Raw genomic sequence first — 12,167 nt, 5'->3', positions numbered from 1 at the left:
TTCATTCAGGGAGAAACGATGAGACCATCGGATTACGGGAGATTGCTCGCGCTGGCAGCCATCTGGGGTGCCAGCTTCTTGTTCATGCGCATCGCGGCGCCGGCGTTCGGCTCGGTCAACACCACCTTCCTGCGGGTCTTCTTCGCCCTCGTCGGGCTCGCCGCCATGCTCCTGCTGCTGCGCACCCCCATGCAGTTTCAGGGCAAGCTCAAATCCATCATGGTGCTTGGCATCATCAACTCCGGCGTCCCCTTCCTGATGTATGCCGTGGCGGCCCTCTGGCTGCCCGCAGGGTATTCCGCCATCCTCAACGCCACCACGCCCCTGATGGGCGCCCTCATCGGCTTCTCCTTCTTTCACGAGGCGCTGACCTTGCGCAAGTGGGCCGGGGTCATGCTGGGGCTGGTGGGCATCGGGCTCATCACCACCACCGGGGAGGTCGACCTGAGCGGCCAACTGGCCATCGGGGTGCTGGCCTGCCTCATCGCCACCGCCTGCTATGGCTGCGCCGGCTTTCTGACGAGACGCTGGGTCACCGAGCGGGGAGGCCTGGACGCCAAACTGGTGGCCTTTGGCAGCCAGATAGGGGCCGTCCTCTTCCTGCTTCCCTTCTTCGGCTACACCCTGGCGACCGGCCCCGCCGTCGACTGGGCCCAGCCTGGGGTCTGGGCCAGCGTGCTGGCGGTCGGCTTCCTCTGCACCGCCTTCGCCTATCTGCTCTATTTCAGACTGATCGCCGACATCGGCCCCCTGCGAAGCCTCACTGTCACCTTCCTCATTCCGCCCTTCGGCATCCTGTGGGGCTATCTGGTGCTGGGGGAAACCCTCACCGGCGGCTTCGTGTTCGGCGGCGCCGTGGTCTGCCTCGCGGTCTGGCTGGTGACCAGCCCCGCCAAAGCCATCAAGTCGGCCAAGGCACAAGCCTAGGCTCCGCGTCATCTGCCGGGCCCATGGCTCGGCAGATGGGCGCAACTGGGGTATGATGACCCCCATCGTTTCTCCCGCCCCGGCGGACACCACAGCAGGGACAGCCTTGAATCACCTCGAACCCGCCAGTCAGAGCAGACAACAGCAGATCTTCACCGTCACCCGCCTCAACAGCGCCGTGCGCATGATCCTGGAGCAGGATCTGGGGCTGGTGTGGCTCACCGGCGAGCTCTCGAACCTCGCGATGCCAAGTTCCGGCCACTGGTACTTCTCCCTCAAGGACATGTCGGCCCAGGTTCGCTGCGCCATGTTCAAGGGCAACAACCGCCGGGTGCCGTTCCGTCCCCTGGATGGCATGCAGGTACTGGTGCAGGCGCGAGTCTCCCTCTATGAACCCCGGGGCGACTACCAGCTCATCATCGAGTCCATGCAGCCCGCCGGGGATGGCATGCTGGCCTTGCGCTTCGAGGAGCTCAAGCGCCGCCTCGGGGCCGAAGGGCTCTTTGACGAAGGGCGCAAGCGCCCCTTGCCCCGGGAACCCCGCGCCGTCGGGCTGGTCACCTCCGCCACCGGCGCCGCCCTGCACGACATGCTGACGGTGCTTGAACGCCGCGCCCCGGACTTGCCCGTTTTCATCTACCCGACCCAGGTGCAGGGGAGCGCCGCCACCGCCCAGATCGTCTCGGCCATCATGCTTGCCAACCGCCGCGCCGAGGTGGATGTGCTCATCGTCGGACGCGGCGGCGGCTCCCTTGAAGATCTCTGGTGCTTCAACGAAGAGGCGGTGGCACGGGCCATCGCAGGCTCCGCCATCCCCGTGGTGAGCGCCGTAGGACACGAGGTGGACGTCACCATCAGCGACTTTGCCGCCGACCTTCGTGCCCCCACCCCCTCTGCCGCCGCCGAGCTGGTGGCGCCGGACAGGCGCACCCGCGCCCAGCGCCTCGTGCACCTGCGCCAGCGGCTCACCCAGGCCATGAGCCGTCACCAGGTCGCCGCCCGCCATTGCTTCGTCCTGCTGCAGAAGCGGCTCGATCATCAGGATCCCAAGCGACGGCTGGAGCAGCAGTCACAGCGCCTCGACGAGCTCGACCGCCGCTTGCAGCAGCACCTGCGTGATCGCCTGCACCAGGGGGAGCGGCGCCTCGCGGGCCTCGCCATGCGCCTGCAGGCCAGAAGCCCCGAAAAGCGGCTGGCCATCGGCAAACGTCGTCACCAGCTTGCCGAGGAGCGCCTCCATGCCCTCATCGCAAAACGCCAGGATCTCGCCCGCCACCGCCTCGCCATGCTGGGAGCCCGCCTCGACGGCATCAGCCCGCTGGCCACCCTGGGGCGCGGTTACGCCATCGTGCGCACCCCCTCCGGGGAGGTGATCCGCCGCGCATCCCAGGTCAATGCAGGCCAGACCCTGATCACCACCCTCGCAGAGGGAGTGCTGCGGGTACGGGTGGACGAGGTCGACAACCGCTGACAAAAAGCGGGGGCCTGCACCAGGCCCCCGCCTCCTTTCTGTGCTCCGATAGCCCGTTATACCCGGGCATGACCGGCCATCTTGCCCGGGTGGCCGGATGGTTTCGCGCCCTCCTTGCTCCCCCCCGGTGGATTGCACCTCAGATACTCGAACAACCCGGCCTGCAAATTCACGTTCCAGAAACGCCCCGCCAGGGTGAGGGCGAGACGCTCGGCCGAGAGCCGTGCCAGCCCGTGTCGCTGCCAGGCCTCAAAGAGCGGCATCAGGTGGGAGACCAGCCCCTGTGGCAATTGCGACAACGCCAGCCATCCGGTATCGAGCCCCCCTCGCAGCAGCCCGTCGAGACGGGCATCGGGATTGGGCCTCATCACCATGCCGGGAGCACGCACGCCCCCCGCCTGCGCCTCATGCCAGGGCGCCAGATCCCGGCCATACATGAGGCCGTGGCCGTGAATGTTGCCCCCCGCCCCTGCGCCGAAGGGCAGGATCTCGGCGCCCCACTTGGCCATCTGGTTGTAACGGCTCTGCTCGGCATCGGTGCGCCGCCAGTGGCTGCAGGAGAGCCGCTCCCAGCCCCCCGCCTCCAGCGTCCGTGCCCCGTCGGCATACATGACTGCCCGCTGCTGGCCATCGGCGGCCCAGCCCAGGGTGCCTTTCTCGTCGGCGCGCGCCAGGTTGGTGCCCGCCATGGAGATGAGTTGATAGAGATCCACCCCGTGCACCCCGCTCGCCATCACATCCGCGATATCCTGGCGCCACACGGCCTCATCCTGCCCCGGCAGACCGAAGATGAGATCCGCCACGATCACCGCCTCGTTGTGGCGGGTCAGCGCCGCCAGCCGGGACAGCAAGGTCTCCCTGTCATCGAAGCGGGCCGCCTGCTGGCGCACGCGGGTATCAAAACTCTGCACGCCGAACGAGAAGCGATTGAAGCCACCCGCCAGGGCCGTCTGCCACTTCTCGTCATCAAAGCCGTTGAGCCGCCCCTCCAGGGTCAGCTCCGCATCTACGGTCAGGGGAAAACGGCGGATGGCGCTGGCCAGGCGGGCGAGATCGCCCGCCGCCATGTCGGTTGGCGTGCCGCCCCCCACATAGACCGCCGAAAAAGGCCGGCTCTGGACGAGCGGCGTCTCGGCTGCCTGGTGCAGCGACCCGCAGAGTGCCTCCATGTAGCGGCTCATGCGCGCCGGATGGGCGCCGTTTTCGAAGAAGTTGCAAAAACTGCAGCGCTTGCGGCAAAACGGGATATGGATATAGAGCGCTCGGGCCTTGGCCTCGCTCTCCTGCTGCCACCAGGCTTGCCAGCCGGCATCGTCCAGCATCAGGGGGGCGGTCCCTCCCCGGCTGGCATGGGCCGACGTCTTGGCGGTGAAGGCGAATTTGAGGGGATCCGGGGTACAAAGCCCCGTCATGGTCGAAGAAAGCTGGAGAGTCGTCACTGGGGTTACCCTGCGTAAATAACGCAAATGATAACGAATATCAGTTGCAGGTATTTGTGCTGGATCAAGTCGGGAAGGATTGAGCCGTCACTCTGTCCCCATCAGGGCAGCAGCGCGTCAGGCAAGGAAGACGTGAAACAACAAGGGAAGAGAGCCACTCTCCCACTGGAGAGTGGTGGCACACACGGGATCAGGCGGTTGATTCAAGGCTCCCGACGGGAGCGCCGCGCCGATACCGGCTGACGGGGTCAGCCATTGCCGATGATGATGGCAACCCGGCGATTTTCCGCTCGTCCGGCAGCGGTCGCGTTGTCAGCGATGGGCGCCTCTTCTCCGCGGCCACGGATATCCAGGTTCCCCTGGGGCATACCCACCGACACCAGGACATCGGCCACCGACCGTGCCCGCTTGAGGGAGAGTTGCTGGTTGTAGGCCTCATCACCGTTGGAGTCGGTATGACCGTCCACCCGGGCCCGGTTCAGTCCTACCTCAATCAGGGCCTTGCCGAGTTTCTCCACCACCTGGCGGGTCTCGGGGTTGAGGGCCCCCACATTGTTGGCGAACAGCACCTTGTTGGAGATATCCAGGGTCCATCCCTGGTCGGTCAGGTGAAATCCCTGCTCCTTCAAGGCGGCGATCTGCTCCGCCGTGAGCCCCTGGGGAGGGCTCTGGCACGCCGCCAGCACACTCAGCAACAGTGCCACCAGGCCCGCTTTGATCGGGTTCAACATGCGCATTCTTATCATCCTTTCACTATTTCCGGTTCAACTTCACGTGCTCGTTTTTCGTGTTTCTCTCTCCTCCCTGCGTTGTCGTTTGGCTTGATACATGGCGTCGTCTGCCCATTGCAGCAGGGCATCCGCCGTCTTCCCCTGCTCGGGATAGCGGGCAGAGCCGATGCTGATCCCCACCCCGAGATGGCGACCGTCACTCAATACCACGGGGGTGTTCATGGCCTGCTGCACTCGCCCTATCACCTCGCGCACCTCGTCCTCCCCCTGGATCGGGGTCAGGAGGATGACGAACTCATCTCCCCCCAGCCGGCAGACCAGATCCAGGGGCCTGAGCTGATGCTGCACCCGCCGCGCCACGGCGATCAGCACTTCGTCGCCGATGCTGTGGCCCAGGTTGTCATTGATCTGCTTGAAACGATCGCAATCCAGATAGAGCAGGGCAAAACCTTCATGCCCCTTGTTGCCTGCCAGGATGGCCTGCTCAATGCGAGCCTCGAACAGAGCGCGGTTGGGCAGACCGGTCAGGGGATCATGGGTTGCCTGATGCAGCAGGCTGGCGTTCTCCCGCTTCTGGTGGGCCTGCCAGGCTTCCAGCTCATCGAGCAGCGAATTGAAATCCTCGCCCAGCTCGTGCAGCTCGGCGATATTGGCCGCCGGCACCCGCTCCTTGAGGGCCCGCTGGCGGCTGACGTTGTAAGCCACCTCGGTCAGGGCCTTGAGGGGTGCCGTGATGGAGCGTTGCATCCGGCGCGCCACATGGAGTGCCCCGAGAATACTGATGAGCAGGCACACCAGGGTAGCCAGCAAGGTCTGCAACAGGAATCGCAGCAGGTACTGGCCGTGACCGACCAGATGCACCCTGGCTATCTCCTTGTGCTCGCGCACCATGGGGAGCGCCACGGGCCCCGGCAGGATCAGGCGGGCCAGGTGCTGCTCCAGGGTGGTCCAGGGGGTAGTGATGTCCCGGCGCCAGCTCGCCAGCACCTGGCCGTCCGGCAGTACTATGCTGGCGCTGGCTATGTCTTCCCGGGAGGTGATGGTCTCCAGGGCATCCAGTGCCGCCTCCTTGTCATGGAAGACCACGGCCGCCTCAGTGGTGTAGCTGATGGCCCGCGCCACCAGCTTGAGGTTGTGATCCGCATAAAGGCGCAGCGCCAGCAACGCCGTGACGGTCAGAAACAACCCGGCCATGCAGACGGCAGTCAGGGAGATCATCATGTGGGTGCGCCCCAGACTCTGTCGCAGGGTAAGCCGGGGAGTGGCGTGATGGACCGTCATCGCACCTCCTCATCGGCTCGCGCGAGCTTGAGCACGGCCGGGTGCACTCGCACACCGCTGCGGGCCAGCGCATCCAGATTGACCCGAAAACGCACCCTCTCCTCCCCGGCCTGCAGACAGAAGACCGCATCGGCGATGCATTCGCGGCTCTGCTCACTGATGCTGAGGATGGCGTGACCGCGCAGGCGCTCGAACAGGGAGAGGCGCTGCGCCGGTGCCAGCACCCCCAGATAGATGACATCGCAGCGCTGGATCAGCGACTCGTCGCCCATGTCGTAGCGATGGACCTCCACCGGTCGGCCATTGGCCTGCCGTTCGATGGTCAGAAGGGATGACGCATATTCCGTCGGCGCCGTGATGCAGAGCCGAAGTCTGGCGGGCTCGCTGGGCCAGCGGGTGTAACTGAGGATATCGAGCACGGTCTGGCGCACCATGTCGCCGCGCGCCTCGGCGGAGGTTGCCGCCATGGCCTGGTTTGCCAGCATCAGCATGCAGCACAGTGGCGCCAGCCACATCAGTAACCGGAGGTAACAAAACATCTGCATGGTGCCCGCGAGAGTGTCCAGGTCGGCGCCGGGGTAACCCGACGCCCATGATGAGAGTGCCTGCATGGCACCGCACCGAGCTTACCAGCCGGGTGGCCAGCCCCCAGAGGCAAGTGGCACGGTTGCGTCACCGGGTGTCGCAGCCGTGCCTGCAAGGCACTCAATGCCCCAGGCAGACACCGTCCATCGACACTACTTCTTGCCAATCCCATATTCGCGCAGCTTGTTGGCGATGGCGGTATGGGAGACACCGAGCCGCTTGGCCAGTTGGCGGGTGGAGGGGAACGCCGGGTAGAGCCGCTCCAGCAGGCGGCTCTCGAAACGCTTCACCGCCTCGTCGAGCCCCCCTTCGAACCACTCGTCGATGAGCGGCATGGCATCGGCCGCCACCGGCAAGTCCACGTGCTCGGGTCCAATCTCGTCCCCTTCCAGCAGGGTCATGGCCCGATAGAGGCAGTTGCGCAGCTGGCGCACGTTGCCGGGCCAGCGGTAGGCGGTGAGGTACTCGGCCATGTTGCGGGTAAAGCGCGGACGCGGGCGCTGCAGTTCGCTGGCAAAGCGCGACACGAACTGCTGGGCCAGGGCCATGATGTCCGCCTTGCGCTCGCGCAGCGGCGGCAGATTGAGGCTAAGCACATTGAGGCGGTAGTAGAGATCTTCGCGAAACTTCCCTTCATGGACCAGATCCAGCAACTGCTTCTGGGTGGTGCAGATGAAGCGCACGTTGACCCTCACCTCCTGCTCGTCACCGACCCGGCGAAACACGCCATCTTGCAGCACCCGCAGGAACTTGGTCTGCAGATGGGGGGACATGTCGCCGATCTCGTCCAGCATCAGGGTGCCGCCGCTGGCCAGCTCCAGCACCCCGCGCTTGCCCTCGGTGTTGTTGCCAAAGGCGCCGGGGGCATAGCCGAACAGCTCGCTCTCGGCCACGTTGTCCGGCATGGCCGCGCAGTTGAGCGCCATGAAGGGGTGGCTGGAGCGCAGGCTGGCGCCGTGGCAGGCCCGGGCCAGCAACTCCTTGCCGGTGCCGGTCTCCCCCACGATGAGCAAGGGAGCGTCCTGCATCGCGAGCTTGGCAGCCTGGGCCAGCACCTCTTTCATCTTCTGGCTCTCGGCCTGGAGGTGCTCAAAGCCCCCCACTTCCACCGCGTGCAGGGCACTGAAGTGCATGCCGACCCGGCGGGCGGATTTGAGCACCACCACGGCGCCGGCCAGAGCCTGCTTGCCCTTCTCTTCGGCCACGAACAGCGGCATCAGATCGCCCAGGTACTCTTCGCCACCGAGGCTCAGCTTGCAGGTCTGGGGCTTGATCTCCCCCGACTCCAGCCAGCGGCCAAACGAGAAGCCCTTGACCAGGGAGGAGATCGCCACGCCGCGCACCTCGTCCGGTGGCAACGCCAGGGTGGTGAGGGCGGCCTGGTTGGCCTGGGTCACCCGCCCCTTGCTGTCGAGGGAGAAGACCAGGTCCGGCAGTGCCTTGAGCAGGGCCTCTATCTCGTGGTGTTCCCGCTCGGAGGGCATGTAGGGGATGGTCTTGACGTCATAGACGCCGGGAATGCGGCGAATTTCCGGCATCAGATGCTGAAAGTCACGAAACTCCAGCTCGGGGAAATTGAGATAGATGATGCCTGAGGTATCGATTTCGATGCCGCGCAGATCGATGTTGTGCTCCACCAGTCGGTCGAGCAATTCCCGGGTCAGGCCCAGACGGTCTTCACAGCTGACTTCAAGACGCATTCGGCACACACTTCCTAGCTAACATTCTGAATAACGGGATAATACAGACTCGATCCCGCCAGTGCGAGCGCTCCCCCACAAAAATGCGGGCCTGCCCCGCTTTCACCGGGCAGGCCCTGTCTGCGTTGGCGCCAGACGGCGGTTACTTCATCAGACCGTCGGTGCGGGCTGCCATGATGAAATCGTTGCGATGCAAGCCGCCTATCTTGTGGGTCCACCAGCTCACGGTCACCTTGCCCCATTCAAGCAAGATCGCCGGATGATGGAACTCCGCCTCCGCCAGTTCTCCGAGGCGGTTGGTGAACGCCAGCCCCTCCTTGAAGTTGCGAAACACAAATTCACGACGCAGTTGCAGCTCGCCGTTGACCACCAGGGGCTGCCAGTCAGGGATGAGGTGCATCAGCTCCCCCAGCTCCTGATCGCTCACCCTGGGGGCATCGGCGCGGCACGCCTCGCATCGTTGACTCGCCAGTTCAGTCATTCGGGACTCCTTTCATGAAACATCGTGGGAATGAATACGGGTCAGCTCGCCTGCTTGCCGGCAACGGGGGCAAAGCGGGGTGGACGCAGGCCAAGACGACGGGCCTCGGCCACGGCCGCCATGATCCCCTGCCCCTCCAGACCATAGAGGGTATCGAGACGAGGCAGCACGAAATAGGTCGGCTGCATGATGTCGATGCGATAGGGGGTACGCAGGATCTCCAGCAGATCGAAGGGTTGCAGCTCAGGCTTGCCCGAGAGGGCATAAGCGGTCTCGCCGATGGAGGAGAGAATGCCGCCGCCGTAGATGCGCAGCCCCTCCTCCCCCTGCAGGAGACCGAACTCCACCGTGAACCAGTAGAGCCGCGCCAGATAGACCCGCTCCTCCTTGCTGGCATGGAGTCCGAGCCGACCATACAGGTGGGTGAAGTGGGCAAAGGCCGGGTTGGTCAGCATGGCGCAGTGGCCGAAGATCTCGTGGAAGATGTCGGGCTCTTGCAGGTAGTCGAGCTCGTCCCGGCGGCGAATGAAGGTAGCGACGGGAAAACGGCGATCAGCGAGCAGCGCGAAGAAGTGATCAAAGGAGATGAGGGCCGGCACCGCCGCCACCGACCAGCCGGTGGCGGGCATCAGGGCGGCGTTGATCTCGCCCAGCTGGGGGATTCGGTCCAGAGGCAGGTCGAGGCGTGCCAGCCCGGTCTGGTATTCGTCGCAGGCCTTGCCATCGAGCACCGCAAGCTGGCGTGCAATCAGGATCCGCCAGGTGCCGTGCTCCTCGTCCGTGTAGTGGATCCGGCCCTGCCCATCCGGTTGGCGGGCCGTGTAGAGACTTGCCATGAGTGCTCCCATCCTTCGGGTGCCAGCCGCCATCCGGGCGGTCACTGGCCGTTGAGTCATGGGATCACTGTAACGGTTTGCCCCTCAAAAAAGCAGCCGACCCCGGGGTCGGCTGCTTTTGATAATTGTAAATAATTTGTGACATCCATGTCGGGTGCCAGCCACCTCACGACTTGTTGAGATAACCCGCCAACTGGCCGATCAGCCGCTTGCGCAACTCCCCCAGTTTCGGCTTCTCGTCGGCACACCAGGGGAGCGGACGACAGGCTTCCATGGTACGCATCCCGAGGCGCGCGGTGAGCAACCCGGCCCCGACCCCTTGGGCGGCGCGGGCGGAGAGCTTGGCGGTCAGCTCGGCGCCCAGCAGATCCATCCCTACCTCGGTCACCAGCTCGGTGGCCCCCGCATAGAGCATGTTGCGAAACACCTGGCGGATGAGGCGGATGCGGCTCCAGTAGCCGAGCTCGATGGCGTAGACATCGGCGATGTCCTCGATCATCCGCAGGTTGCGCCAGAGCATCAGCATCATGTCGACGGTGGCGAGCGGGCTCAGGGCCACCAGCACGGCGGCCTCCCCCGACCATTTGGCGACGCGGGCCTGGGCCAGCTTGTCCCGCTCGGTGAGCACCAGCTGGCTGTAGAGGGTCAGCACTTCCCGATCGCTGTGGCTCTCGTCAAGCTGTGATAACCAGGTGCGATACCCTTCCCGCCCCTTGTCACCGCTCTTCTCGGCCAGGGCCTCGCAGAAGGCCTGCCCCTGACCGACCCCCTGATGGGCCAGCAGATCCTCGGCTCTTGAGCGCACATCCTGGCGCCGCTTCAAGGTGCGCAGCCGCAGCCATTCGCGCCCCGCCACCCCGGCGGTGCCCACCGCCACCAGGCCAGAGGCGAGCAGCCAGGCGCCGCCCCAGAAGGGGGAGGCGGCAAACTGATCCACCAGAAAAGCGCCAAACTGGCCAAGGGACAACAGCCCCACCCCACCCAGCCCCCAGGCCAGCAGACGATGACGGCGCCGAGGCCTGACGTGAAGCGCGGGTTCCACTTCGGTGAGCTCGTCCAGCGCGTCCAGAGGCTCGAAGCTCTCCTCTTCCAACCGCCGGGCCGGGGCGGGTGGCTTCGCTTCGCTTGCCATCGAAGGCGCGGGCTCCAGCGTCACCTTGCCTTGCAGAGGAGCGGCGTCATCGGTACGCCATCTTGTCTGATCGTTCATCGCATTCTCTCCTGTGGGCGCCCCTCGAGCACAGCGGGCCACCCACCCGTTATTCGAGGTGATCCCCGAGCAGGAATTCCAGCGCCGCATCGAGCCGGATATGGGGGAGCGCCTGATGAGCGCTCATGGGCAGCGGGCGAAAGGCCTGAAAATCAAACCCTTGAGTTTTCCACCACTGCGCAGGCGGGATCTGGGCAGGCACCTCCCCCGGGAAGAGCAGCAAGGGCTCGCCCGAGAGGGTAGTGCCACGAATGGCGGGAAATTCCCGTCCGTCTGCCACCCCCTTGCCCACCTCGGTGGCCTTGATGGCGGCCAGCGCCAGGCATTCGGTCTCTATCCCCTCGAAGCGGGCCTGGCCCCGGCCACGGCTCACCAGGTGCTGCAGGAGCGACACCAGAGGTCCGTGCTGCTCCGGCGTGACGTGATCGGCCTTGCTCGCCACAAACAGCAGCTTGTCGATGCGCGGGGCGAACAGACGGCGCCACCAGTTGCTCTTGCCGTAGGCGAAGCTTTCCATGATGCGGGCGATGGCCTGCTGCATGTCACCAAAGCTCGCGGCGCCGGCATTGAGGGGCGCCAGGCAGTCCACCAGCACGATCTGGCGATCAAAGCCTGCAAAGTGCTGCTCATAGAAGCCCTGTACCAGATGCTGCTTGTACTGCTCGAAGCGCTGCTTGAAGGTGGCGTAGAGAGTGCCGTCTTCGGGGGAGTGCGTGGGCATCTCCCACACCCAGGGCACGAATTGCAACAGCGGCGCACCGGCATACTCGCCGGGCAACACGAAACGCCCGGGCTGGATGAGGTGAAGCCCGAGATCCTGCTTGCAGGCGTGCAGATATTCGGTGTAGCGGGCGGCCAGTTCGCTGGCGGCACGCTCCTCGAAGGCTTGATCTGCCTGCCAGAGCGGCGTCAGCCAGCCTGCCGCCAGGGCTTGCAGCTCGGGGCGGCACAGTTGCTCCCGCACCTGCTCGCTCCACTGCTCGTAGTTCAGATCCAGCAGCGGCAAATCCAGCAGCCACTCCCCGGGATAATCCACCAGATCCACATAGAGGGTGGAGATCTCCCCCAGGTGCCGACGCAGCGGATGGCGGGTGCGATAACGGATCTCGAGGCGTACCTCGGCCACCCCCCGGGTCGGCGCGGGCCAGGCGGGCGGATCGCCAAACAGGGCATCGAGGCCCCGTTCATAGGGAAAGGTGGGAATGTGGGCGTTTTGCTGGGGCACCCGGCGAGCACCAAGGATGCGTCCCTGGCGCTGGGCGTCCCAGAGTGGCAGACGACCGTCGATGGCCGCGTGCTCCAGTTGATTGACCAGCGCCGTGATAAACGCGGTCTTGCCACTGCGAGAGAGGCCGGTGACCGCCAGCCGGATGTGGCGATCCCGGGCCCGGTTCACCGCGTCAACGGCCTTGTGCTGGAGCACCGACCAGGAGTGTTCAAGTTTGTTGCGTATCAAGGCGGGTCTTCTTCTCCTTGTGATCACATCAGAGAGACGGCCGCGAGGCA

The 12,167-nt window shown here is 65.1% G+C and carries 11 protein-coding genes; 2 read left to right on the top strand and 9 right to left on the bottom strand.

The window, feature by feature from the left end; translation table 11 throughout:
- Positions 1 to 18 precede the first annotated feature (18 nt).
- Together AB5Y47_RS08180 and xseA are read left to right on the top strand one after the other, a co-directional pair.
- The gene (locus tag AB5Y47_RS08180; RefSeq protein WP_103243224.1) at positions 19 to 927 is read left to right on the top strand and encodes a DMT family transporter; all 909 of its coding nucleotides are present in this window, start codon (positions 19 to 21) and stop codon (positions 925 to 927) included.
- Positions 928 to 1,033: 106 nt separating this feature from the next.
- Positions 1,034 to 2,398 (top strand): exodeoxyribonuclease VII large subunit, encoded by a 1,365-nt coding sequence (gene xseA, locus AB5Y47_RS08175; RefSeq protein ID WP_368220122.1) that lies wholly within the window; start codon positions 1,034 to 1,036, stop codon positions 2,396 to 2,398.
- 56 nt (positions 2,399 to 2,454) lie between these two features.
- Here xseA and hutW read toward each other — a convergent pair whose 3' ends face one another.
- The 9 genes from hutW to AB5Y47_RS08130 all read right to left on the bottom strand — a co-directional run bounded on the left by hutW (position 2,455) and on the right by AB5Y47_RS08130 (position 12,117).
- On the bottom strand, positions 2,455 to 3,810 hold the full coding sequence (hutW, locus tag AB5Y47_RS08170) for a heme anaerobic degradation radical SAM methyltransferase ChuW/HutW (RefSeq protein ID WP_368220168.1): 1,356 nt from the start codon (positions 3,808 to 3,810) through the stop codon (positions 2,455 to 2,457).
- Between the two features lie 275 nt (positions 3,811 to 4,085).
- Positions 4,086 to 4,574, bottom strand: a complete 489-nt coding sequence (locus tag AB5Y47_RS08165; protein ID WP_368203673.1) for an OmpA family protein — start codon at positions 4,572 to 4,574, stop codon at positions 4,086 to 4,088.
- 33 nt (positions 4,575 to 4,607) lie between these two features.
- Complete coding sequence (locus AB5Y47_RS08160) at positions 4,608 to 5,849, bottom strand: diguanylate cyclase (RefSeq protein WP_368220121.1); 1,242 nt, start codon at positions 5,847 to 5,849, stop codon at positions 4,608 to 4,610.
- Complete coding sequence (locus tag AB5Y47_RS08155) at positions 5,846 to 6,364, bottom strand: YfiR family protein (protein WP_368220120.1); 519 nt, start codon at positions 6,362 to 6,364, stop codon at positions 5,846 to 5,848. Before AB5Y47_RS08155 ends, AB5Y47_RS08160 begins: the two co-directional genes overlap by 4 nt.
- Before the next feature lie 222 nt (positions 6,365 to 6,586).
- The gene (gene tyrR, locus AB5Y47_RS08150) at positions 6,587 to 8,134 is read right to left on the bottom strand and encodes a transcriptional regulator TyrR (RefSeq protein WP_043156202.1); all 1,548 of its coding nucleotides are present in this window, start codon (positions 8,132 to 8,134) and stop codon (positions 6,587 to 6,589) included.
- Between the two features lie 142 nt (positions 8,135 to 8,276).
- Positions 8,277 to 8,615 (bottom strand): 4a-hydroxytetrahydrobiopterin dehydratase, encoded by a 339-nt coding sequence (locus AB5Y47_RS08145; protein ID WP_010674539.1) that lies wholly within the window; start codon positions 8,613 to 8,615, stop codon positions 8,277 to 8,279.
- Positions 8,616 to 8,656: 41 nt separating this feature from the next.
- The gene (phhA, locus tag AB5Y47_RS08140; protein ID WP_183148519.1) at positions 8,657 to 9,451 is read right to left on the bottom strand and encodes a phenylalanine 4-monooxygenase; all 795 of its coding nucleotides are present in this window, start codon (positions 9,449 to 9,451) and stop codon (positions 8,657 to 8,659) included.
- A gap of 166 nt (positions 9,452 to 9,617) precedes the next feature.
- Positions 9,618 to 10,661: a YcjF family protein gene (locus tag AB5Y47_RS08135; RefSeq protein ID WP_201872075.1), complete on the bottom strand. Its 1,044-nt coding sequence runs from the start codon at positions 10,659 to 10,661 to the stop codon at positions 9,618 to 9,620.
- 49 nt (positions 10,662 to 10,710) lie between these two features.
- Positions 10,711 to 12,117 (bottom strand): YcjX family protein, encoded by a 1,407-nt coding sequence (locus AB5Y47_RS08130; protein WP_368220119.1) that lies wholly within the window; start codon positions 12,115 to 12,117, stop codon positions 10,711 to 10,713.
- Positions 12,118 to 12,167 lie beyond the last annotated feature (50 nt).

The organism is Aeromonas sp. R7-2 (assembly GCF_040908105.1).
GTDB classification, from domain to species: Bacteria; Pseudomonadota; Gammaproteobacteria; order Enterobacterales; family Aeromonadaceae; genus Aeromonas; species Aeromonas caviae.
This window is presented reverse-complemented; position numbering and strand designations above follow the sequence as displayed.

Bases quoted from the DNA above. Each gene is read 5' to 3' on its own strand.
- AB5Y47_RS08180 (WP_103243224.1), top strand. From the start codon at position 19: ATGAGACCATCGGATTACGGGAGATTGCTCGCGCTGGCAGCCATCTGG.
- hutW (WP_368220168.1), bottom strand. From the start codon at position 3,810: ATGACGGGGCTTTGTACCCCGGATCCCCTCAAATTCGCCTTCACCGCC.
- AB5Y47_RS08165 (WP_368203673.1), bottom strand. From the start codon at position 4,574: ATGCGCATGTTGAACCCGATCAAAGCGGGCCTGGTGGCACTGTTGCTG.
- AB5Y47_RS08160 (WP_368220121.1), bottom strand. From the start codon at position 5,849: ATGACGGTCCATCACGCCACTCCCCGGCTTACCCTGCGACAGAGTCTG.
- AB5Y47_RS08155 (WP_368220120.1), bottom strand. From the start codon at position 6,364: ATGTGGCTGGCGCCACTGTGCTGCATGCTGATGCTGGCAAACCAGGCC.
- tyrR (WP_043156202.1), bottom strand. From the start codon at position 8,134: ATGCGTCTTGAAGTCAGCTGTGAAGACCGTCTGGGCCTGACCCGGGAA.
- AB5Y47_RS08145 (WP_010674539.1), bottom strand. From the start codon at position 8,615: ATGACTGAACTGGCGAGTCAACGATGCGAGGCGTGCCGCGCCGATGCC.
- phhA (WP_183148519.1), bottom strand. From the start codon at position 9,451: ATGGCAAGTCTCTACACGGCCCGCCAACCGGATGGGCAGGGCCGGATC.
- AB5Y47_RS08135 (WP_201872075.1), bottom strand. From the start codon at position 10,661: ATGAACGATCAGACAAGATGGCGTACCGATGACGCCGCTCCTCTGCAA.